The organism is Nocardia sp. NPDC003726, assembly GCF_053586955.1.
Map to the genome: position 1 here is coordinate 149,258 of NZ_JBSFNF010000002.1, position 21,496 is coordinate 170,753.

General features: G+C 68.8%; 22 protein-coding genes and 2 tRNA genes. 8 read left to right on the top strand and 16 right to left on the bottom strand.

What is annotated here, in order from left to right; translation table 11 throughout:
* Nucleotides 1–14 precede the first annotated feature (14 nt).
* A complete protein-coding gene (gene acpS, locus ACWDMM_RS03175) occupies nucleotides 15–452 on the top strand; it encodes a holo-ACP synthase AcpS (protein WP_043721202.1) in 438 nt (145 codons plus the stop codon).
* A 37-nt stretch (nucleotides 453–489) separates the two neighbouring features.
* Here acpS and ACWDMM_RS03180 read toward each other — a convergent pair whose 3' ends face one another.
* Complete coding sequence (locus ACWDMM_RS03180) at nucleotides 490–1,110, bottom strand: TetR/AcrR family transcriptional regulator (protein WP_323123958.1); 621 nt, start codon at nucleotides 1,108–1,110, stop codon at nucleotides 490–492.
* Between the two features lie 297 nt (nucleotides 1,111–1,407).
* Here ACWDMM_RS03180 and ACWDMM_RS03185 point away from each other — a divergent pair, with 297 nt between their 5' ends.
* Nucleotides 1,408–2,634, top strand: a complete 1,227-nt coding sequence (locus tag ACWDMM_RS03185; protein ID WP_449935723.1) for a hypothetical protein — start codon at nucleotides 1,408–1,410, stop codon at nucleotides 2,632–2,634.
* Nucleotides 2,635–2,691: 57 nt separating this feature from the next.
* Here the strand turns inward: ACWDMM_RS03185 and bcp are convergent, their stop codons facing one another.
* Nucleotides 2,692–3,165, bottom strand: coding sequence for a thioredoxin-dependent thiol peroxidase (bcp, locus tag ACWDMM_RS03190; protein ID WP_195043242.1), 474 nt, complete (start codon nucleotides 3,163–3,165; stop codon nucleotides 2,692–2,694).
* Nucleotides 3,166–3,330: 165 nt separating this feature from the next.
* Here bcp and ACWDMM_RS03195 point away from each other — a divergent pair, with 165 nt between their 5' ends.
* Nucleotides 3,331–3,552 (top strand): DUF3618 domain-containing protein, encoded by a 222-nt coding sequence (locus ACWDMM_RS03195; protein ID WP_195077435.1) that lies wholly within the window; start codon nucleotides 3,331–3,333, stop codon nucleotides 3,550–3,552.
* Nucleotides 3,553–3,615: 63 nt separating this feature from the next.
* On the opposite strand, the gene ACWDMM_RS03200 is transcribed toward ACWDMM_RS03195, so the two are convergent.
* Both ACWDMM_RS03200 and ACWDMM_RS03205 read right to left on the bottom strand, forming a co-directional pair.
* The gene (locus ACWDMM_RS03200; RefSeq protein WP_195077436.1) at nucleotides 3,616–3,912 is read right to left on the bottom strand and encodes an excalibur calcium-binding domain-containing protein; all 297 of its coding nucleotides are present in this window, start codon (nucleotides 3,910–3,912) and stop codon (nucleotides 3,616–3,618) included.
* A 135-nt stretch (nucleotides 3,913–4,047) separates the two neighbouring features.
* Nucleotides 4,048–5,025 (bottom strand): pirin family protein, encoded by a 978-nt coding sequence (locus ACWDMM_RS03205; RefSeq protein WP_195077437.1) that lies wholly within the window; start codon nucleotides 5,023–5,025, stop codon nucleotides 4,048–4,050.
* A 70-nt stretch (nucleotides 5,026–5,095) separates the two neighbouring features.
* On the opposite strand from ACWDMM_RS03205, the gene ACWDMM_RS03210 reads away from it, so the two are divergent.
* A complete protein-coding gene (locus ACWDMM_RS03210) occupies nucleotides 5,096–5,548 on the top strand; it encodes a MarR family winged helix-turn-helix transcriptional regulator (RefSeq protein ID WP_324722340.1) in 453 nt (150 codons plus the stop codon).
* Nucleotides 5,549–5,563: 15 nt separating this feature from the next.
* On the opposite strand, the gene ACWDMM_RS03215 is transcribed toward ACWDMM_RS03210, so the two are convergent.
* The 4 genes from ACWDMM_RS03215 to ACWDMM_RS03230 form a co-directional block, all read right to left on the bottom strand.
* On the bottom strand, nucleotides 5,564–6,100 hold the full coding sequence (locus ACWDMM_RS03215; protein WP_449935725.1) for a DnaJ family domain-containing protein: 537 nt from the start codon (nucleotides 6,098–6,100) through the stop codon (nucleotides 5,564–5,566).
* A 94-nt stretch (nucleotides 6,101–6,194) separates the two neighbouring features.
* Nucleotides 6,195–6,509 carry a hypothetical protein gene (locus tag ACWDMM_RS03220; protein ID WP_195077440.1) on the bottom strand — a complete coding sequence of 105 codons (315 nt, stop codon included), beginning with the start codon at nucleotides 6,507–6,509 and terminating at the stop codon, nucleotides 6,195–6,197.
* A gap of 172 nt (nucleotides 6,510–6,681) precedes the next feature.
* On the bottom strand, nucleotides 6,682–7,314 hold the full coding sequence (locus ACWDMM_RS03225; protein WP_195077441.1) for a transglycosylase SLT domain-containing protein: 633 nt from the start codon (nucleotides 7,312–7,314) through the stop codon (nucleotides 6,682–6,684).
* Nucleotides 7,315–8,023: 709 nt separating this feature from the next.
* Nucleotides 8,024–8,096: transfer RNA gene (locus ACWDMM_RS03230), tRNA-Lys, on the bottom strand.
* A 307-nt stretch (nucleotides 8,097–8,403) separates the two neighbouring features.
* On the opposite strand from ACWDMM_RS03230, the gene ACWDMM_RS03235 reads away from it, so the two are divergent.
* Entirely contained in the window at nucleotides 8,404–9,642 is a 1,239-nt protein-coding gene (locus tag ACWDMM_RS03235) for a L,D-transpeptidase (protein WP_195077442.1), read from the top strand.
* Nucleotides 9,643–9,708: 66 nt separating this feature from the next.
* Here ACWDMM_RS03235 and ACWDMM_RS03240 read toward each other — a convergent pair whose 3' ends face one another.
* From ACWDMM_RS03240 to orn, 3 genes are all read right to left on the bottom strand, one after another.
* On the bottom strand, nucleotides 9,709–9,960 hold the full coding sequence (locus tag ACWDMM_RS03240; RefSeq protein ID WP_195077443.1) for a hypothetical protein: 252 nt from the start codon (nucleotides 9,958–9,960) through the stop codon (nucleotides 9,709–9,711).
* A 460-nt stretch (nucleotides 9,961–10,420) separates the two neighbouring features.
* Nucleotides 10,421–10,496, bottom strand: a tRNA-His gene (locus tag ACWDMM_RS03245).
* 55 nt (nucleotides 10,497–10,551) lie between these two features.
* On the bottom strand, nucleotides 10,552–11,190 hold the full coding sequence (gene orn / locus ACWDMM_RS03250; RefSeq protein ID WP_397070126.1) for an oligoribonuclease: 639 nt from the start codon (nucleotides 11,188–11,190) through the stop codon (nucleotides 10,552–10,554).
* A gap of 200 nt (nucleotides 11,191–11,390) precedes the next feature.
* Between orn and ACWDMM_RS03255 the strand changes: the two genes are divergently transcribed.
* Nucleotides 11,391–13,073 (top strand): helicase HerA-like domain-containing protein, encoded by a 1,683-nt coding sequence (locus ACWDMM_RS03255; RefSeq protein WP_449935728.1) that lies wholly within the window; start codon nucleotides 11,391–11,393, stop codon nucleotides 13,071–13,073.
* A 13-nt stretch (nucleotides 13,074–13,086) separates the two neighbouring features.
* On the opposite strand, the gene lysA is transcribed toward ACWDMM_RS03255, so the two are convergent.
* From lysA to ACWDMM_RS03275, 4 genes are all read right to left on the bottom strand, one after another.
* Nucleotides 13,087–14,430: a diaminopimelate decarboxylase gene (gene lysA, locus ACWDMM_RS03260; RefSeq protein ID WP_195077446.1), complete on the bottom strand. Its 1,344-nt coding sequence runs from the start codon at nucleotides 14,428–14,430 to the stop codon at nucleotides 13,087–13,089.
* A gap of 142 nt (nucleotides 14,431–14,572) precedes the next feature.
* The gene (cmrA, locus tag ACWDMM_RS03265; protein WP_195077447.1) at nucleotides 14,573–15,376 is read right to left on the bottom strand and encodes a mycolate reductase; all 804 of its coding nucleotides are present in this window, start codon (nucleotides 15,374–15,376) and stop codon (nucleotides 14,573–14,575) included.
* A 105-nt stretch (nucleotides 15,377–15,481) separates the two neighbouring features.
* Nucleotides 15,482–17,512 carry an FAD-dependent oxidoreductase gene (locus ACWDMM_RS03270; protein WP_449935730.1) on the bottom strand — a complete coding sequence of 677 codons (2,031 nt, stop codon included), beginning with the start codon at nucleotides 17,510–17,512 and terminating at the stop codon, nucleotides 15,482–15,484.
* Nucleotides 17,509–18,087, bottom strand: coding sequence for a PadR family transcriptional regulator (locus ACWDMM_RS03275; protein ID WP_195077449.1), 579 nt, complete (start codon nucleotides 18,085–18,087; stop codon nucleotides 17,509–17,511). The genes ACWDMM_RS03270 and ACWDMM_RS03275 overlap by 4 nt, the downstream gene beginning before the upstream one ends.
* A 110-nt stretch (nucleotides 18,088–18,197) precedes the next feature.
* Between ACWDMM_RS03275 and ACWDMM_RS03280 the strand changes: the two genes are divergently transcribed.
* Nucleotides 18,198–19,562 (top strand): MFS transporter, encoded by a 1,365-nt coding sequence (locus tag ACWDMM_RS03280; RefSeq protein ID WP_195077450.1) that lies wholly within the window; start codon nucleotides 18,198–18,200, stop codon nucleotides 19,560–19,562.
* 1 nt (nucleotide 19,563) lies between these two features.
* On the opposite strand, the gene ACWDMM_RS03285 is transcribed toward ACWDMM_RS03280, so the two are convergent.
* Nucleotides 19,564–20,184: a TetR family transcriptional regulator gene (locus tag ACWDMM_RS03285; RefSeq protein ID WP_323123932.1), complete on the bottom strand. Its 621-nt coding sequence runs from the start codon at nucleotides 20,182–20,184 to the stop codon at nucleotides 19,564–19,566.
* Between the two features lie 171 nt (nucleotides 20,185–20,355).
* On the opposite strand from ACWDMM_RS03285, the gene ACWDMM_RS03290 reads away from it, so the two are divergent.
* Nucleotides 20,356–21,477 (top strand): ferredoxin reductase, encoded by a 1,122-nt coding sequence (locus ACWDMM_RS03290; RefSeq protein ID WP_357104375.1) that lies wholly within the window; start codon nucleotides 20,356–20,358, stop codon nucleotides 21,475–21,477.
* The last annotated feature ends 19 nt before the right edge of the window (nucleotides 21,478–21,496 follow it).

A 21,496-nucleotide genomic window follows, 5' to 3' on the forward strand; every position in this document is an offset into this window, starting at 1 on the left:
TAGGCTGCCCGCCTATGACGATCCTCGGTATCGGCTTGGACTTGGTGACCATCTCCGAGTTCGCCGAACAGCTCGAACGCGCCGGAACGACCATGCTCAGGGAAAGTTTCACCGCGGGAGAGCGGCGTTACTGCCAGAGCAAAGGGACCGACCCGGCGCGCAGCTACGCGGCGCGGTGGGCGGCGAAAGAGGCGGTGCTCAAAGCATGGGCGTCGTCGCGGTTCGCCCGCCGCCCGCAGATCGGGGACAACCCGTATCCGCTGATCGAAGTGGTCAACGACGCGTGGGGCAGGCCGAGCATCAAGCTGCACGGCCTGGCCGCGGAATTCCTGCCCCGGGTGCGGGTCCACCTCTCGCTGACGCACGACGGCGACACCGCCGCCGCCATGGTGGTGCTGGAGGACCCGGGCGAGCTGGCCGACCTCATCGAAGGCCGCGACAGCGCGGGCTGAGCAGCGCGGTGGTCCCGGTCGCGGCCGGGACCACCCGTTATCCTTCGCCGCCGGTACGCGATTCCTTCTCCGCGACCAGCAGGTAGGCCACCATCAGGCGCTTGAGTTCGGCGACCGCTTCGGCGCTGCTCTGCTCGTCCTGCACGGAGAAATTGAGCATCGAATAGACCACGTGCACCAGCACTTCGGCCATCATGGTGCGCCGTGCCCTCGGCGTGCGCGGCGTGAGCGGCCGCAGCATCTGCGAGACGACCTCGGCGAACTGCTTCTCGTGGATCGCCCCGGTGGCCCGGGTGGACGGCGTGGACTGCATGGCAAGCCACACCTCCCGCCGGGACGGGTCGGTCATCCAGAGGTTGGCCAAGTGGTCGACGAACTGGTTCATGTGCCGCAACCAGTCCAGGGAGGGAATCTCACCGTGGAAGTCGGCCAGCTCCTGGGAAACGGCAACCAGGTCTTGGCGATTCAGCTCACAGACGATGACGTACTTGTTGGCGAAGAACTGATACAGCGTGCCGATCGGCACCTCCGCCCGTGCCGCCACCTCTTCACAGGTGAACGACTCGAACCCGACCTCGACGAGCAACTCCCTGGACGCCTGGAGTAAGGCGTCGAACTTTCGTTTGCTGCGTTCCTGCGTCGGCCGGCGTCGCGGCATGAGCTCCTGTGGGTCGGCCTGCAGCTCCAACGCAGGGTCCAGACGGTGCTTCACCCTGGCCTCCGCGCGTACTTCCACGCATCCAGGCTAACGGTAGGGGCAAGCGTGCGATACGCGCATCCGCCGTTCGCGTCCAGTCGGCTGGATTTCCGCTACCCATCCGTAACCGATGCGGCATCGAACATATACCGAGCGCGCGTGCATCGCGGCGTGTGTTCCGAGCAGGGGAATCCATGGGGCTCATGGCTTTCGGCAAGCCCGTGAGCTCGGTCAATGCACAGAGGGAAGGCGTGATCAGTGGTAGCTGAATCTGTGGTGACTCTCGGCGTTTCGACCGAACGCGGTGCCGTGCACGCGGTGGCGCTGGCCGACGGCAGGAAGCTGGCCGATCGAGTGCTGCTGCGCCGGGTCGAGCGAACCGGCGGCGACAGCAAGGCGGACGTGGCCGCAGCGGTCGAGGCCGCGCTCGACGCCGTGGCCGCGGGCCTGGGCGCGGAGCGGGAAGTCGGTGGTGTGGCGGTCGCCTATCGCGACGCCGCGGAGCGGCGCGCCATCGTGACCAGATTGGCGGCGGGCCGGTGGCACAGCGCCTCGATGGTCTCGGTGAAATCGGCCCACCTGAGCGTGGCGAGCATGATGACGTGGCTGGACACCTACGACAACCTGCTGGTGTGTGAGGTGGTGCCCGGGTACCACGCGTTCACTTTGGTGGACCGGGGCCGCCGCCGAGTGCTCGCCGCGGTGGGGCAGGCGGGCCGGGCGACGCCGCGATCGCTCGGCATGGGCGTCACGGCCGCGTGGGATCAGCTGGACGCGGCCGGCGCGCGGCCGGACGCGGTGGCGCTGATCGGCTCGGCGGGCGCGGGTTCGGCCGTGCTGACGGCGGTCGAGAAATTCGGGGCTCCGGTGATCCCCTGCACCGTAGGCGCTTTCGCCTCCGCCGCGGGCGCGGCGTTGAGCGCACGGCTGGAGCAGGACAGCTACGCAGGCCCGGTGAGCGAGTCGAATCGACCGCGCGGCGGGGTGGCGGTGTTCGCCGCGGCCGGTGTGCTGGCCAGCGGAATGGTCATCGGCGGGAGCTACCTGCTGAACGATTCGTCTCGGTCGGTGCCGACCGTCGTGACCGACGCCAGGATCGAGGGCGCCGGTGCGACGCATCCGGTGGAGCCGGTCCGGCCCGCCGGTACCGAGGCGGACGAGTCGTTCGACGGCCCGCACGGTGGCGATGCCACCACGACCGGAGTGTGGCTTCCGGACCAGCGCTGGGGATCGTCCCCGCGGCACCGTCCGTTGCCGCTGGTCGCCGCCGATGCCCCTGTCGCGCCGGAGCCGGAGGCCCCGGAGCCGCTCGTGCCGGGGACCGGAATCCCGTCCGATCGCCAGGTGGGCGCGCCCGACGGCGCGTTGCTGTTCCCCGGTGAGGCTCCACCGCCCGCGGCGTTCACCCCGGAAGCGGCGGACTGGTGGGACGAGCACCTTCGCCTGATGGCGCAATGGGCCGCCCAGCAGGTTTTGCAGGCTTGATCCACCCGACTCCGGCCCGGCGCCCCTGCGGCGCCGGGCTTTTCGCTGCCCCGTGGGCTATACCGACAGGTCGCGGCGCAGCTTGGCGACGTGACCGGTGGCGCGGACGTTGTACTGCGCGAGGGCGATCTTGCCCGCTTCGTCCACCAGGAAGGTCGAGCGGATGACGCCGACGACCGTCTTGCCGTACATGGTCTTCTCGCCGTACGCGCCCCAGGCGGTCAGCACGGCGCGATCGGGATCCGACAGCAGGGGAAAGGTCAGTCCCTCCGCGTCGCGGAACTTGGCCAGCTTGGCGGGCTTGTCCGGCGAGATGCCCACCACGTCGATGCCCGCGCCGTCCAGGTCGGCCAGGTTGTCGCGGAAGTCGCAGGCTTGCTTGGTGCAGCCGGGCGTGCTCGCGGCGGGGTAGAAGTACACGATCACCTTGCGACCGCGGTAGTCCGACAGCGAGACGTTCTTGCCGTCGGCGTCGGGCAGCGTGAAGTCGGGGGCGGTGTCACCCGGGGAGAGTCGTTGGTTGGTGGTCACCTCCAGCACGGTATCCGAAGGTCGGGACCGCAGATCCGCGCACGGCCGGATCGCGCCGCGTGGCGGCGGATAGACTCGTCCGCGAGCCCCGGGTACTGCGCGAACGGCCGAGCGTGCGGCGTGATTCTGCACCGGGTGCGGCAATCGACAACAGGAGGGTGGAACGTGGCAAGGGATACCGAGCGGATCGAGCAGGAGATCGAGGCCGCCCGCACTCGGCTGGCGAGCACGCTCGACGAACTCGCGGTACGCGCGGACCCGCATCGCATCGCGGACGACACCAAGCAGATCGTGGTTTCGAAGCTGAACGAGCCGAAGGTGAAATACAGCCTGATCGGCGCCGCCGCCGTCTTCGTCGGGCTGGTGCTGCTCAAGATCTTCCGCTGAGCTGGAGAAACGACGACACCCGGTGGGCAGCTGCCCACCGGGTGTCGTCGTTTCGCGGTCGGTTCAGACCGTCGGGCAGGCGAAGCCGTCGCCGTCGGGATCCAGGTGCGGGCCGAAGCCGGGTTCGCCGCGGAACAGCGGCGCGCGACCGGCGGCACGGGCGTCGTCGCAGTTGGCGAAGGCGCCACCGGCCGAACCGGTCTGCGACAGACCGGCCGAGCCGGTCGCGGCGGAGCCGGTGTCGACGGCCGAGGAGCCGGTTCCGGCGGATCCGGACGGAGGGGCGGCTAGGGCGGCGGGAGCCGCGAGAAAGGTCAATCCCGCGACGGCCGCGCTGACGGAGAGCCGGCGAACGTTCATGTATTCCTCTATGTGGTTGCTGCGGTGGATGGGCGTCCGACCGGACGCCGCATCCACTGTTGTGACGGGCCGCTCCGTTGTCAACCTCGGGGGGACGGAACTAGGGGATTAGGGGATCACACCCGGTGCGGCCGCTCAGGCGGTCGTCCCGGCGCCGCGGATGTGTTCGGCGGGGATGTTTCCCATGCGTCCGGCCTGGTAGTCCTCCATGGCTTCGATGATCTCGGCGCGCGTGTTCATCACGAACGGCCCGTATTGCACCACCGGTTCCCGGATCGGACGTCCGCCGAGCAGCAGGACTTCCAGCGCTCCGGTCCGATTGTCTTGGCGCGCATCGGCGGTCACGCTGATCGCGTCTCCCTGACCGAAGACGGCGAGCTGCCCCTCGGCCAGTGGCCTGCGCTCCGCGCCGACCGTGCCGCTGCCCGACAGCACGTACGCCATCGCGGTGAATTCTTGCGGCCACGGCGTTTCCAGGATTCCGCCGGGTGTGATCGACGCGTGGGCGTAGGCGATCGGGGTGTATGTCGAACCGGGACCGGTGAATCCGCCGACCTCGCCGGCGATCAGCCGGACCAGCGCGCCGCCGTCGTGCGAACTCACCAGGGTCAGTTCGCGAGCGCGCAGGTCCTGGTAGCGCGGGGTGGCGAATTTGAGCGCGCGCGGCAGGTTCACCCAGAGCTGGATGCCGTGGAACCAGCCGCCCGAGGCGACCATCTCCTCCGGCGGGACCTCGTCGTGCAGGATGCCGGAGCCCGCGGTCATCCATTGGGTGTCGCCTTCGCCGATGACGCCGCCGCCGCCCTGTGAATCGTGGTGCACCATGGTGCCGTCGAGCATGTAGGTGACCGTCTCGAAGCCGCGGTGCGGATGCCACGGCGCGCCCTTGGCCTCGTGCGGTTCATAGGCGACCGGACCCATCTGGTCGAGCAGGATGAAGGGATCGGCCGTGCGCAGATCCATGCTGGGGAACGGCCTGCGCACCTCGAAGCCGGCGCCTTCGCGCTGTCTGTGCGCGGTGACCACGCTGCGCACCGGCCGTTCACGCAGGGTGGCGTCGGTGCGCGGGAGGCGTGGCAGGACCATGATGTCGGGAACGGTGACGGCGGGCATCGGGACCTCCTCGAGAGTTGGTGTCCATGTCAACCAACCGTGACTACACTTCATTCCCATGGTCCGGTGGTTGAGTGACGACGAGCAGGCGACGTGGCAGGCCTACGTGCGGCTGCGCCAGCGTTTGGACGGGGCGATTTCCGCCGGGCTGGCCGAGGACGGCCTGTCCCTGGCGGACTACGAGTTGATGGTGGCGTTGTCGGCGGCCCCCAACGGGTGTCTGCGCGCCAAGGAGCTGGCCACCGAGGTGTGCTGGGAGAAGAGCCGGTTGTCCAAGCATCTGGCCAGGATGGACGCGCGCGGACTGGTCGAGCGGCGGCCCGCCGAGGAGGATGCTCGCGGCATCATCGTGCAGCTCACGCCGGAAGGGCGCGTGGCGCTGGAGCGGGCCGCGCCCAATCATGTCGATCTGGTCCGTCGCGTCTTCGTCGAGCTGATGACGCCGGGTGAGGCGCGGGCGCTGCGCGCGCTGGCGGAGAAGGTGATCGCCGAGGTGGAACAGGTGACCGAGCTCGGCGCCTGATCGCCGGTTGCGGCGCTATCCGGCTTCGGTGCCGTGCCGCCGCCATCGACGCCACCACGGGCGGCGCGTGCGCGGCGCGATGTGTTCGTCCGGCGTCGGGGCGGCCGCGGTGGCCGCACGGCCGGGCTGCGCGCGCCGCGGCCGGTCGGCTTCGCGCGCGTGCCGCCATTGCTCGACGATCTCGTCCGCGTTCACCGGAGCGATCGGGACGAACGGCCCTTGCGGCATCCGCAGCCAGTCCACGATGCGCTTGTTGAGTTCGCTCACGGCGGCGCGCACCTCCCGTTCGCCGGTCGCGTCGCGCACGGTCTCGGGCAGGTGCTCGATATCGCGTCGCAGCACCAGCGACGGAGGAAGCAGCGCGTCACCGCTGACCCCTTCGCGGCGCAGATACGCGCGCAACCACCAGTCCTCGTCGGGGGTCGTGCCGGCTCCGGGAATCGGCTTGCCGGTGCCGGCCAGGTTGTCGAATTCGCCGCGCTCGGCCGCCTCGCGGATCTGTTTGTCGACCCACGATTCGAAGGTCTGCTTCGGCGGCTTGCGTTCGGTCATCGGGACGGCTGGGTCTGCTGGTCCATGAACTCTACTCTACGTAATCCTGTAGTAGACGTGAGAAACGTTGCGGCACAGCATATTTGGCGGATTATCAGGTCCATGGTGTGATCGGCGGCTTCACCCAGAGCAGCTTCTCGTCGGTGTGCTCCCGCCGCGCCGAGGGATGCCGCGGATGGCGGGCGGCCCAGGCGTCCTTCTCGGTCAGCAGTCGCGCCACCGCGGTCCAGGTCTCGTCGGTGCTCGGCGGATTCGTCCCGGCGGCCCTGGCCAGTTTGCGCCGAATCGGCGCGGGCATCGCCAGCACCTCGGGTTCGGTGATGCCTCGGTGCCAGAGGTAGCTCGCCAGCCGGCGCGCCTTCTCGGCGCGGCTCTTGGCGGCCGCGTCGCTGTGTGCGTAGTCGGTCACGGCAAGGTCCAGTGGTCGCAGGTGTGCCGACCATTATGGCCGGAGCTCGGCCCGTCGATCGCCCGGCGCACGGCCGGGAGCCGGAGGGACGCGCCAGGCCGACGGCGCGGATCGGCCGGAAAGCGCCACAGCCTCCCCATCTATGGATGGGGAGGCTGCGTGGCGGGATGGCTCAGTACGCGCTGTTGACGTTGTCCATCGAGCCGTAGCGGTGCGCCGCGTAGTTGCAGGCGGCGACGATGTTGGCGACCGGGTCCCAGATGTCGAAGGGCGTGCCCGCGACGTGGTAGGTGGCGAAGGTGGGGTCGATCACCTGGAGCAGGCCCTTGGACGGGATGCCCATGGCTGCGTTGGAGTCCCACAGGTTGATGGCCTGGGGGTTGCCGGTCGACTCGCGCATGATGTTGCGGTAGATGCCGTTGTAGGTGCCGGGAATGCCGTTCGCCGACATGATGTCCAGCGCCTGGCGGATCCAGCCGTCCAGGTTGTCCGGGTAGACCGGCGGGGCCGGGGCGGGCATCGGGGCAGGCTCGGGAGCGGGCGCGGGAGCCGGGGCGGGCGCGGGTGCGGGCATCGGTGCGGGGATCGCCTCTGCGGCCGGAGCGGCGACCTCGGCGGCGACCGGAGCGGCGACTGCCTCCGGCTGCTGCTCGGCCACCATGGCGATGCGAGACGGGACGCTGTTGTCGGCAACGGACGCCGCGGAGCAGGCGGCCACGGCCACGACACCGGCGGCGGCGAATCCGACGGTGACGGTTTCGCGGAGCGAGGGGCGACGAAGGGCGGAAAGGCGTCTGTCAGGCATTGCGAATCGGTTCCTTGATCGGGGACTTACTCGATCCGGCCGCAGTTGGGCAGCACGGATCCTGCGGCGTACGCTCGTGTGCGTTCGCCGAAACGGCCATGTGCTGTTGTGTGGTTTTGTTGTGGGGGACGCTGATGTCCCCGGAACGCGACGCTTCGTGCGTACGGCACCGGATCGCCCTCGGTGGGGCTCGGCCGCTTGTCGCGTGAGACTCCGCATCCTCGATGCGGAGAGACGGGCGGAAGTATGGGATTGCGGGTCCGTTGCCGGATTCCGCTCCGCCGATCACGTGGCGGGCAGTGCCTGCCGTGTGATCGTTACCGAATCGGTGTCTACAACTCCTCGGGCTGACCAAACTTCAGGTCGCTTTGTGACCTGATTGCAGAATGGTCACGCATGGTTAACAGAGGGTGAACTGATCATGAATGGCAGGTGCTGCCGATCTTGGAACGCCCAGGGCGCGGTTGCCGAATCGTTATCCAAGCTGGGAGTTTGCTGCTAAACCTCTTGTGCTGTACATCACAGAACTTTTCAGCCACCGAGGTGGATTCAGGGCCGCGACGGGCGTATCGCTGTCCGAATCGGGACAGCAGGTGCGTCTGGGAAAGAGGCCAGGTCACGGTGATGTCACGGGAATCGGGACGCCGTGGAGACGAAAGAACCGTGCCCTTGCCAGCCGATGACTGACAAGGGCACGGTTCTCGAATTGTGCGCCATCAGGGACTCGAACCCCGAACCCGCTGATTAAGAGTCAGCTGCTCTGCCAATTGAGCTAATGGCGCTTGCTCCGTGTTCCGGTGCGGGACAAACCTTAACAGGCTGGGGCCGCAGAAGTGAAATCGTGTCCTGACCGGCGCGGATGTGATGTCCTCCCGCGCCGGTAACGCGGGGGTGCGGCGTGTTGATCTAGAGGGTGGTAACGCTGCAGTGACGGACGAGGTGTTCACATTGGCCTGGACGTGACGCACTGGCAGAATGTCCGATTGTGGTTTCGACCGCCCGCGTACACGGCGGGGTGAGCGGCGTGGCGGTCGGCATCCGAAGCCATCGGTGTGTCCTGGAGCACCGAGACTTTGAAACGGGGTTGAAATGAGTGTTGGTCTGGGTCGGCGCGAGCGTAAGCCGGCCAAACGGTGGTCGCTACGCACGTTCGCGGGGCCGGTGATCGTCGTGGCGGTCGCCGCGCTGGCATCGACGGGATGTTCGGCGTCCGACGCCGCCGATGCGGCCCAGGTGGCCATCGACCGCAACCCCATCACGGAATTGATCAAGCCCAAACTGATGTCGCCGGTGAAAGACGGTGAAGTCGGTGTGTCGCCCGGCGTCCCGCTGGCGTTCAAGGTCGAGGACGGCAAGTTCACCAATGTGACCTTGGTCAGTCCGCAGGGCAAGACGGTGGAGGGCAAGCTCGCCGCCGACGGCCGGTCGTGGGAGACCACCGAGGTGCTCGGCTACGGCAAGACCTACCGGCTGAAGGCGGACGCGATCGGGCTCGGCGGCGCGAACTCCGCGACGCTGAGTTTCACCACGAGCTCGCCCGGTAACCAGACCAAGCCCTACCTCGTCCCCGGTGAGGCGGAGGTCGTCGGCATCGGCCAGCCGGTGGCCGTCCAGTTCGACGAGAACATTCCCGACCGGAAGGCCGCGCAGGATGCGATCAAGATCACCACGGAGCCGCCCGTCGAGGGCGCGTTCTATTGGGTGAACAATCGTGAGGTGCGCTGGCGGCCGGAGCATTTCTGGGCGCCGGGGACGAAGGTCACCGTCGATGTGAACGTTTACGGGCGCGATCTCGGCAACGGTCTGTACGGCCAGGACAACATCCACTCGTTCTTCACCATCGGCGACGCGATGGTCTTCACCGCCGACGACAACACCAAGCAGGTGACCGTGGAGTTGAACGGTCAGGTGATCCGCACCATGCCGACCTCGATGGGCAAGGACAGCACGCCCACCGACAACGGCGTCTACATCGTGGCCGACCGGCACGAGAAGATCATCATGGACTCCTCGACCTACGGCGTCGCGGTCAATTCGCCCGACGGGTACAAGACGCCGGTGGACTTCGCGACCCGGCTGTCCTACAGCGGCATCTTCTTCCACTCCGCGCCGTGGTCGGTGGGTGCGCAGGGGTACAGCAACACCAGTCACGGCTGCCTGAACCTCAGCCCGGCGAACGCGCAGTGGGTCTTCCAGAACGCCAAGCGCGGTGACATCACGATCGTGAAGAACACCGTGGGCGGCACCCTGTCCGGTGTGGACGGCTTGGGTGACTGGAACATCCCGTGGCCGGTCTGGAAGGCGGGTAACGCCGAGGACAACCGCTGAGCCGAAACGAAAGCCGAACGGGCCGCCGGAGCGAATCCGGCGGCCCGTTCGGCGTTCACGGTGCGTTCACGGCAGCATGTTGCACCCTAATTGGGCGTCGCCCAGGATCGCGATGGCGCTGCCGGTGGCGGCGCACAGCAGCTTGCTGCCCGCCGAACCGGTGCCGGAGGAACCGGTGGTGGCCAGGCCGCCCGCCGATCCGCTCGACGCCGAGCCGGAGTCGGGCAGCGTGGGCAGTCCGATGCCCGCGACCGCGGTCCCGCTGGATCCGATGACGAGGGTGGCGCCGACGAAGGCTGCGATTACCGCGGAACGCATCACGAGGTGTGTCTTTCTGGTCGAACCGGGAAGGCGCCCCAGCGACACCGTCCCACGTGCACCGCAGTCTACGGACGAGTGGCGGATTCTGGAGTGGATTTGTTTCACATCGCGGCGAATGGGCGCGCGGTGGAAAGGATTGGGGCGCAGTGGGAAAGCCGTCGTGGCTCGGTGCCGCGGCAGCATCGGCGGCTGCCTGGCGAGCGCCGCCTGCGGTGAAACGGCTGCGATCGGCCTGCTGGCGGGCGTTGCTCGTGGCCAGGACATACTTCGGAAAGCCGCTCGGCACCGCGGTCATACGCACACCGTCGATCAGGTCGTGCTAGGCCGACGACCATTTCGCGCCGTCGCCGACGCTGGGAGGATTCCGCGAAGCCTCCGCTGTGGCGGATGAACAGAGAGGAAGAGGCTGGTCTGGTGTGCGAACCGCCCCGGAGGACGGTTCGCACACCGCGACACCTGGGGTGAGCGACGGGACTCGAACCCGCGACAGCCAGGATCACAACCTGGTGCTCTACCAACTGAACTACGCTCACCATCGCCGGTGAAGAACCGGCGGGCTAGATATTAGCGTGTCAACCCGCCCTGGCCCTAATCGGCGTCTGGCGACCCGTTGACCTGCGCCGATTCGGACCGCTGCGTGGCGCTCTCGGCCACCTCGGCGGCCACGGCGGCGATTTCGGTGGTGGAAGGGCCCGGCGGTGCGACGAACGCGGTGCGCCGGTAGTACTCCAGCTCGCGGATGGACTCCTGGATGTCGGCCAGGGCGCGATGGCTCAGCCCCTTCTCCGGCTGGCCGAAGTAGATACGCGGGTACCAGCGGCGGCACAGCTCCTTGATCGAGCTCACGTCGACCATCCGGTAGTGCAGATGGGCATCGAGCAGCGGCATGTCCCTGGCGATGAAACCGCGGTCGGTGGCGATCGAGTTGCCGGCCAGCGGCACGGTGCGCGGGGTGGGGATGTACTGGCGGATGTAGTCGAGCACGCGATGCTCGGCCTCTTCGAGGGTGACGGTGGAGCGGCGGACCTCATCGGTCAGCCCGGACCGCGCGTGCATCTCGGCGACCACGGCGGGCATCGCGGCCAGCGCGTCGTCGTCGGCGTGGATGACGATGTCCACGCCCTCGCCGAGGATGTTGAGATCGCTGTCGGTCACGAGTGCGGCCACTTCGATCAGCTTGTCGCTGTCCAAGCGCAAGCCGGTCATCTCGCAATCCATCCACACCATGTATTTGTCGGACACCCGTGCAACATTAGCCGGGCGAAGGGCCGGTGCAGGCGGTACGGCACGGCAACCCCGAAGCCGCCGATGTGGCCATGAACTCGACCAGCGGAGATACAGTTTCTTCTGGTTCGCAACCAGGTGTTTTCGGGGCCGCGGCAAACAGTGAGTGAAGCAGTCGGGTCGAGCCAGGACGGAGACGTGCGATGACCACTCCGCAGGAGAAGGCGGCCGCGGCGCGTAAAGCGGCCGACGAGGCGGCGCGGATCGCGGCGGAGGCGGCAGCCGCCGCGGAGGCGGCGGAACGGGAACTGGCCGAGCAGACAGCGGGCGGAGCCGGTGCGCAGAGGCGGGACGAACCGTCCGAGGGCCAGGCCGCCGCAGGGGAGATCGCCGCAGGCTACGCGTTCGAAGGGGATGCGCTGGATCTGGGCACCGTCGTGGTCGACGGGACGGTGGATCCCGGCGCGCGCATCCGTATCCCGTTGCGGATGATGAACCGGCACGGCTTGGTCGCGGGGGCGACCGGAACGGGAAAGACGAAAACCCTGCAAAGCCTCGCGGAGCAACTGTCGAGCGCCGGGGTTCCGGTGGTGCTGGCCGATGTCAAAGGCGATCTGTCGGGGTTGGCCGAGCCGGGACGAATGAGCGAACGACTCGCCACGCGCATCGCCGAGACGGGCGCGGACTGGGCGCCGACCGGCTTCCCCACCGAGTTCGTCTCGCTGGGCACCGCCGGGGCCGGGCTTCCGATCCGCGCGACGATCAGTTCGTTCGGTCCGGTGCTGCTGAGCAAGGTGCTCGGACTGAACGAGACGCAGGAATCCACCCTCGGCCTGATCTTCCACTGGGCGGACCGCAACGGTCTCGCGCTGCTGGATCTGAAGGACCTGCGCGCCGTGATCACCCACCTGACCAGCCCGGAGGGCAAGGACGACCGGAAAGGTATCGGCGGTGTCTCCGCGGCCACCGCCGGCGTGATCCTGCGCGCACTGGCGAATCTGGAGGCCGACGGCGGCGACACGTTCTTCGGCGAGCCCGAACTCGACCCGGCCGACCTTGTGCGGATGGTGGACGGGAAAGGGGTGATCACGCTCTTCGAGCTGGGCGCGGACGCGGCGCGGCCGGTGATGTTCTCCACCTTCCTGATGTGGGTGCTCGCCGACCTGTTCCAGACCCTGCCGGAGGTCGGCGACGTGGACCGGCCCGTGCTGGTCTTCCTCTTCGACGAGGCGCACCTGCTGTTCTCCGACGCTTCGAAAGCGTTCCTGGATCAGGTGGAGCAGACCGTCAAACTGATCCGGTCCAAAGGGGTGGGTGTGTTCTTCTGCACCCAGCTGCCCACCGACATCCCGAATCCGGTGCTGTCCCAGCTCGGCGCGCGCATCCAGCACGCACTGCGCGCGTTCACCCCGGACGACCAGAAGGCGCTGGCCAAGACCGTCCGTACCTATCCGACGACCGGTGTCTACGACCTGGAGCAGGCCCTGACCTCCCTCGGCACCGGCGAGGCGATCGTGACGGTGCTCTCCGAGCAGGGCGCGCCGGCGCCGGTGGCCTGGACCAGGATGCGGCCGCCGCGGTCGCTGATGGACACCATCGGCGCGGACGCGATCCGCTCGCGGGCGCTGTCCAGCCCGCTGGCCTCGAAGTACGCCGCGACCATCGACCGCGAGTCGGCCTACGAACTGCTGGCCGCGAAGGTCGCCGAGGCGCCGCGGGAGCCGCAACCGGCGCCCGTCCCCGGCCGCAGCGCGACCCGCGTGGAGGAGGAGTCCGCCGCCGAGCGGATCATGCGGAATCCCGCGGTGCGCGGCTTCCTGCGCTCGGCGGCCAGCGCGGCGGGACGTGAGATCACCCGCGGCCTGTTCGGCACCAGGCGCCGCTGAGCGGACGGCCGGATCAGCGCCCGACCTCACGGGCGAGCAGGTCGGTTGTCGTCTCCCTGCGGATCAGTTCGCGGGCGCGGCCGTGGCGAACGGCGATGATCGGAGGACGCCCGACACTGTTGTAGGACGAAGCCAAGCTGTGGTGGTAGGCGCCCGTACACGGCACCGCCAGCACTTCGCCGGGACGCAGATCGGCGGGCAGCCGCACGTCGGCGGCGAGGATGTCGCCCGCCTCGCAGAAGCGACCGGCGACCGTCGCGGTCATCTGCGGGCCGCAGGGGTGACGGTTGGCGACCACCGCGTCGTAGCGCGCGCCGTACAGCGCGACGCGCGGGTTGTCGCTCATCCCGCCGTCCACGGTGACGTAGGTGTGCCCGCCCTCGACGTGTTTGATCGAGAGCACTCGGTACAGCGTCACCCCGGCTCGGGCGACGATCGCGCGGCCGGGTTCCAACGCGAGCACCGGGCGCGGGAAATGGTGGCGGGCGCAGGCGGCGTCGAGGGCGTCCTCCAGGATGTCGGCGAGTTCGGCGAGGTTCATTTCGGCGTCGCCGCCGCGATAGGCCACCGCGTGGCCGCCGCCCAGATCCAGCTGGGTCAAGACGACACCGTGGTCTTGCCGCACCTGTGCCATCGCCGCGACCATGCGCCGCACCGCCTCGCCGTAGTGGTCCGGCTGATGGATCTGTGAGCCCAGATGGCAGTGGAAGCCGACCAGGGTGAGGTTCGGCCTGCGCAGCACCCGGTCGATCGCCTCGGCGGCCGAATCGCCGCCGAGCGGAAAGCCGAATTTCTGGTCGTGCACGCCGGTGCGCACGGCCGGGTGACCGTGGACATCGATGCCGGGCGAGAGCCGCAGCAGCACCTGCTGCGATGTCGTGGTCAGGGCGGACAGCAGCGTGATCTCGGTGTGCGAGTCGATCACGATCCGGCCGACCCCGCCGCGCACGGCGGCGGCCAGTTCGTCGAACGACTTCCCGTTGCCGTGCAGGACGATGCGGGCGGGGTCCACCCCGGCCGCCAGCGCGACGGCCAGTTCGCCAGCCGAACACACGTCCACCGAAAGCCCTTCCTGGGTAACCCAATCCAGCACCGCCCGGACAGTCAGGGCCTTGCCCGCGTAGATGATCTCGGCCTCCGGGAAAGCCTTGCGATAGGCCCGGCAGCGCGACCGCACCTCCTGCTCGTCCAAGACGTAGGTGGGCGTGCCGTACTGATCGGCGATATCGGCGAGGGCGACGCCGCCGAGGGTGATCCCGCCGTCGCCGTCGTAATGCGTTTCTCGCGGCCAGACCGTGGCATCCAGGCGCGAAGACGATCCCGAGCGCAAGGACGGGATGATGTCGAGCAGCGTCACGATGTTCTCCTGGGTCGCCCCCGCTTTCTCGAATTGCGGGGCCGATGCCAGGACTACGCCGGGTACCGGGCCGGTGGGCGCGTCGTTTGCGGATCCTTGACCACCCGGCGTCGCTTCTTGACGGCTCGCTGACGCGGTGGGCTCAGCTGCCGAGTTTCCGGTAGAACGCGCCCGCGATGGGGGCGGTGACCGCGCGCGGAGCATACTGTCCCGCCACGCTCATGCCCTTGCTGATCAGGCCGGGGACCACACGCATCTTGTTGCGGGCGAGCGCGTCGATGGACACCTTGGCGGTGTACTCCGAGGAGACCCACATGAAGTCGGGCACCATCCGGTCGACGATGGAGGCCTCGGCGGGGTCAGGGGTCTCGGTGCGGACGGGGCCGGGGGCCAGCAGGGTGACATGCACCCCGGAGCCTTTCAGCTCGCCGCGCAGCGATTCGGAGAACGTGTTGGCGAACGCTTTGCTCGCCGCGTAGGTGGCGTTGTTCGGGATCGGCATGTTGCCCGCGGCCGACCCGCTGATCAGGATGCCGCCGCTGCCGCGGGCGAGCATGCCGGGCAGCACGGCCAATGTCAGATCGTGCACGGCGACGGCGTTGAGCTCCATCTGCGCGCGCTCGTAGGCCGGGTCGAGTTCGGCGATCGCGCCGAAGGTCGCGATGCCCGCGTTGTTGCACAGGACGGCGATCTCGCGGGTCGCCAGTTCTTTCACCAGCACACCGCGCTGGTCGCGGTCGGCCAGATCGACCGCGCGCACCTCGGCGGTGATGCCGTGGGCCAGGGTCAGCCGCTGCGCGAGCTCGGTGAGCAGTTCCTCGCGGCGGGCGACGAGGATCAGCGAGTAGCCGCGGGCGGCGAGTTCGGCGGCGAGCGCGGTGCCGATGCCGGAGGAGGCGCCGGTGACGACCGCGCGGTTCTCGGAGGTGGGGGAGGGCAGGCTCACCCGATGCAGCCTAGGCGACGCGACGCGGTGGCCGGCCGCACGATCCCCGGCGCGGCATCCGTGCCGGGGCCGAGGCGGCCGGCGCGCGGCCCGGCCGCCGTCCGCTCACAGCCGCGCGGCCAGCCGGGTGCCCTGGTCGATGGCGCGCTTGGCGTCCAGTTCGGCGGCCAGATCGGCGCCGCCGATGAGGTGCGGGCTGATCCCCGCGGCGCGCAGCGGGGCCTCCAGATCACGCACGGATTCCTGGCCCGCGCAGACGACGACGTTGTCGACCGGGATCAACTGGGGCCGTTGTCGTTTCTCCCCGAAGCTGATGTGCAGGCCGTTGTCGTCGATGCGTTCGTAGTTGACGCCGCCGATCTGCTCGACGCCCTTGGCCTTCAGCGCGGCGCGGTGCACCCATCCGGATGTCTTGCCCAAATCCTTGCCGAACGGCGTCGACTTGCGTTGCAGCAGAACGACTTCGCGCGCCGCCGGCGCGGGCCGAGGCGTGGTGAGCTGTCCGCGGACCTGCTCGTCGTCGGAGGTGACGCCCCACTCCTGCTTCCACTCGTCCAGCTCGAGCGTGGGATGCCCTTCCACGGTGAGGAATTCGCTCACGTCGTAGCCGATGCCGCCCGCGCCGATCACGGCGACGCGCTTGCCGACCGGCTTCTCCTCCCGCACCAGCTCGGCGTAGGACACCACCATGGGGTGGTCGATACCGGGGATGTCGGGGATCCGCGGCCGCACGCCGGTGGCCAGCACGATTTCGTCGTAGCCGCCAGCGATGAGCTCGTCCGCGCCGACCCGTTTGTTCAAGTGCACCGTGACGCCGGTGAGCTGGAGCATCCGGGTGTAGTACCGGATCGATTCGCTGAACTCCTCTTTGCCCGGGATGCGGCGGGCGATGTCGAACTGGCCGCCGATCTTGTCGTCGGCCTCGAACAACTCGACGCGGTGGCCGCGTTCGGCGAGGTTCACCGCCGCGGAAAGCCCGGCCGGGCCCGCGCCGACCACGGCGACGCGCTTGCCGCGGCGGGTCGGCAGCAGCTTCAGCTCGGTCTCGTGCCCGGCGCGCGGATTGAGCAGGCACGACACGGTCTTGTGCTGGAAGGCGTGATCGAGGCAGGCCTGGTTGCACGCGATGCAGGTGTTGATCTCGTCGACGCGATCCTGCGCGGCCTTGTTCACCCACTCCGGGTCGGTGAGGAAGGGACGGGCCAGCGAGATCAACTGCGCGTCACCGCGGGTCAGGATCTCCTCGGCGACCTCGGGCATGTTGATCCGGTTGGACGCGCACACCGGGATGTTCACCCGCGCGGAGATCTTCGCGGTGAATTCGACGAAGGCGGCGCGGGGCACCGAGGTCACGATGGTGGGCACCCGCGCCTCGTGCCAGCCGATGTCGGTGTTCAGGATGTTCACCCCGGCGGCTTCCAGTTCCGTGGCCAGGGCGACGATCTCGTCGAATGTCTGCCCCTTCTCCACCAGTTCGGCCATCGACAGGCGGAACACGATGATGAAATCCGGGCCGACCGCGGCGCGGGTGCGGCGCACGATCTCCACCGCGATCCGGCGCCGGTTCTCCGGGGAGCCGCCCCACGCGTCGGTGCGCTTGTTGGTGCGCGGCGCGAGGAACTGGTTGATGAAATACCCTTCACCGCCCATGATCTCGCAGCCGTCGTACCCGGCGAACTGAGCGAGTTTCGCGCAGCGGGCGTAGTCGTCGATGGTGCGCTCGATGCCTTTCGCCGACAGCGCGCGCGGCCGGAACGGGTTGATCGGGGCCTTGATGGACGACGCCGACACGCTGCCGGGCATATACGAATAGCGACCGGCGTGCAGGATCTGGATGGCGATCTTGCCGCCGTGCTGGTGCACCGCCCTGGTGATCGTCCGGTGCCGGTACGCCTCGGTCTTGTTGGTCAGCTTGGCGCCGAACGGCAGCAGCCAGCCCGCGCGATTGGGCGCGTAGCCGCCGGTGATGATCAGGCCGACACCGCCGCGGGCGCGCTCGGCGAAGTAGGCGGCCAGCTTGTTGGTGTCCCAAGCGCGGTCCTCCAGCCCGGTGTGCATCGACCCCATCACCACGCGATTGCGCAGGGTGGTGAAGCCGAGATCCAGCGGCTCGAGCAAATGGGGGAACGAACTCATGGCTGCGGTCGCCTTTCTCCGTCCGCGTGCGGGGCTGTCGCGCGCGGGTGCAGTGCTTGCAGAACTTCGTCGCACCATTCGACGAATCCCGCCTCCACGCGGACGCCCGCGCGCAGGACGAGGTACTGGTGCAGGGCCGTCCCGGCGAGCCGGCCGGGGTCGGGGAAGTCGCGCTTCTCGATGTGCCGGTACAGCTCGAGCCGCTGGGCGTGCTGGTCGCGGTGGCGGGCCACCTCGGCACGTAACGCGGTGACATCGCCGTAGGCCGCCGCGCGGATCTTCACGGCGAGTTCGTTGCGCGGAGTGGCGGTATCGCTCGGCGCCGCTATCCAGCGCGCGAGTTCGGCGCGTCCGGTCTCGCTCACCGAGTAGACCTTCTTGTCCGGCCTGCCCTCTTGGACCACCGTCTCGCCGTCCACCCAGCCGGACTCCTCCATGCGCTTGAGCACGCGGTAGATCTGCTGGTGGGTGGCACTCCAGAAGTAACCGATGGACTTGTCGAACCGGCGCGCCAGCTCGTAACCGGAGCCGGCGCGCTCGGTGAGCGATACCAGCAGCGCATGCTCGAGTGCCATGCGGTGAGAATAGCCGTGACACTCGGTACTATGCAACTGGGTGCATAGCAATGCGGCCGGTCTCGATTTCGGCCGGACTCGTGACGGCCGCGCGCATTAAGCTGCGCGGCATGACCGAGGTGAACGCCAGGGCGACCGTCGGGCAGGCCGCCGGGCGCGGGCAGGTGGTGGCGTGGGGGCTGTGGGATTGGGGGTCTTCTGCGTTCAACGCCGTGATCCTCACCTTCGTCTTCTCGGTGTATCTCACCGACAAGGTGGGTGACGATCTGCCCGGCGGTGTCTCCGCCAGCGCGTGGCTGGGGTGGGCGCTGGGCATCGCGGGGTTGATCGTGGCGTTGACCGCGCCGGTCAGCGGGCAGCGCTTCGACGCATCGGCGAAACGCAAGGGCTCGCTCGGTACTCTGACCGCGCTGACCATCGCGGCGATGACGCTGATGTTCTTCGTGCACGACGACTACCACGACCTGTGGTTCGGCTTGGCGCTGCTGGCGTTCGCGTCGGCCTGCTTCGAACTGGCGAACGTGCCGTACAACGCGATGCTGCGACAGGTCTCCACGCCGCGGACCGTCGGCCGGGTCTCCGGGTTCGGCTGGGCGATGGGCTATTTCGGCGGCATCTTCCTGCTGCTGATCTGCTACTTCGGCTTCATCGCAGGCGAGGGCGACAACCGCGGGCTGCTCGGTGTGCCCACCGACGAGGGGCTCAACATCCGCTTGGTGGCGGTGCTGGCCGCCGTCTGGTTCGCCGCCTTCGCCCTGCCGGTGCTGTTCGCGGTGCCCGAGCTGCCGCGGACGGACGCCGATCCCGGCGCGGCGAGCGCGGGCCTGCTCGGCTCGTATCGGGTGCTGTGGCGCGACCTGCGTGAACTGTGGCGCGTCGACCGGCGCACGGTCGGGTTCCTGGTGGCCAGCGCCGTCTTCCGGGACGGCCTCGCCGGGGTGTTCACCTTCGGCGCGGTGCTGGCCGTGCGGGTCTACGGGATCGCCGACTCGGACGTGCTGCTGTTCGGCATCGCCGCGAATGTCGTTGCGGCGCTGGGCGCGATCGTCGCGGGGCGCTTCGACGACCGGGCCGGGCCCAAGATCGTCATCGTGGTGTCCCTGGCCGCCATGCTGGTGTGCGGGCTGGCGCTGCTCGTGGTGTCGGGGCCGATGATGTTCTGGATCTTCGGGTTGCTGCTCACCGTCTTCGTCGGTCCGGCCCAGGCGGCGGCGCGCTCGTTCCTGACCCGCCTCGCGCCGCCGGGCCGCGAAGGTCAGCTCTTCGGCTTGTACACGACCACCGGACGGGCGGTGTCCTTCCTCGCGCCGAGTCTGTTCGGACTGTTCGTCTGGCTGTTCGGCACGGACCGGGCGGGCATCGTCGGCCTGCTGGTGGTGCTCGCGGCCGGGCTCGCGGTGCTGCTGCCGGTGCGGTCGCCCGATCCGGTCGCCGTGGCGCGCGACGGCGTCGAGGACGCGCGGCCCGTCGAGTGAGCTAGCGCCGCTTCGGTGGCCGCCAGCCGCCCATGCCGAGCGCGATCAACCGCATCTGCTGGACGGTGCGGTCGATGATCGCCTGCTCGTCGCGCGGTGCGGCCGACACGTAGGCGGCGATCCCGTCGGTCACCGTGGTGACCATCAGGTCGGCGGCGATCTCCAGGTCTCGCGGCGTCCAGGAGTCAAGGGCCCGGATCCGGGACAGATCGGCGACCAGTTCGCGCACGATCAGTTGGATCTCCCTGGCGATGGCCGTGCGCAGCGCGGCGGACCCGCCGTGGCGCTCCCTGGTGAGGAAGCCGAACAGTTCCCGTTTGGGGCCCACTTGCGCGAAGACGAAGCGCACCGTGTCCGACAGCCCCGCGTCGGCGTTGCGGCGGACTTCCCGCAGCGCCAGCCGCAGCGCCGTGACGCCGTCGTCGACCAGAGTGGCGCCCAGGTCCTCCAACGACGCGAAGTGCCGGTAGAACGCCGTGGGCACGATGCCCGCCGAGCGGGCGATCTCCCGCAGGCTGAGCGCGGCGAATCCGCGCTCGGCGGCCAGCGCGAGGGTGCCGTCCAGGAGTGCCTGCCTGGTCCGCTCCTTGCGTTCGCCTCGGGTCGCTGCCTGCTCATTCATCCCGGTGAGCATACATCCGTTCACCATTCGACCTATCCCCAGATGTAGTTCGAGTCACATGTTTCGCCGGTTGACACCTAGCCCCGGTCATCGGTCACACTAGTTGAGTGTACAGACGTGCACTGAAATTCGGTCGCACGTCGTCAGCCCGACAAGAGGCACGGAGAACTAATGGTGGATCTCATCAACCTGGTGCAGACCCTGACCTCGCCACACCCGCTGGACCGCTATCTGGAGCTGGTCCGCCCCACCCTCACGGTGCGGGACATGCGGGCCGAAATCACTCACGTGCGCCGCTCGGCGCCGGGTTCGGTCACGCTCACGCTGCGCCCGACCCGGCAGTGGAAGGGCCACGTCGCCGGACAGTACGTCCAGATCGGCGTGGTGATCGATGGTGTGCGGCACACGCGGTGCTATTCGCCGGTGAACCCGGAAGGCGATCGGGATCGCCGCATCCAGCTGACCGTGAAAGCGCATCCGGACGGCTTGGTGTCGCAGTACCTCTACCGCAACGCCGCCCCCGGCATGGTGGTCGACTTGACACCCGCCGACGGCGTGTTCCGGCTGCCCGAGCCGCGGCCGCGGCGTGTGCTGCTGATCAGCGGCGGCAGCGGCATCACGCCGGTGCTGTCCATGCTGCGCACGCTCGCCGCGGAGGAGCATCCGGGCGAGGTCGTCTTCCTGCACTACGCGAAATCGCCCGCCGCGCTGCCGCATCGAGCGGAGCTGGACGCGATCGCGCGACGGCACCCGAACTTCCGCATCGAACTGCGCTACCCGCGCCGCACGCGGGACCTGCCGCCGAAGGTGGATCCCGATGCGCCGTGGGTGGACCTCGCCCAGCCGAAGGGCGACGGATATTTCGGCTACGACGAACTCGAGCGCGTCGCGCCGTGGTTCGCCGACGCGCAGACCTTCGTCTGCGGCCCGCCGGCGCTGATGGACGCGGTGCGCACCATCTACGAGGCCGAGCAACTCGCCGACCGGCTGCACTCCGAGGAGTTCACACTGTCGCTCGCGCCGGTGGACGCCGCCGACGCGCACGGCACCGTCAGCTTCTCGGCCAGCGGCGTGAGCGCGCCGAACAACGGCGCCACGCTGCTCGAGCAGGCCGAAGCCGCCGGCCTGAGTCCCGAGTACGGCTGCCGCATGGGGATCTGCTTTTCCTGCACCGCGGTGCGCCGCTCGGGCTGCACGCGCAATCTGCGCACCGGCGAAACCGACACCGACCCCGACCAGCCGATCCAGCTGTGCATCAGCGCACCGGTCGGCGACGTCGACATCGACATCTGATTCACGAAGGGGAACGAAT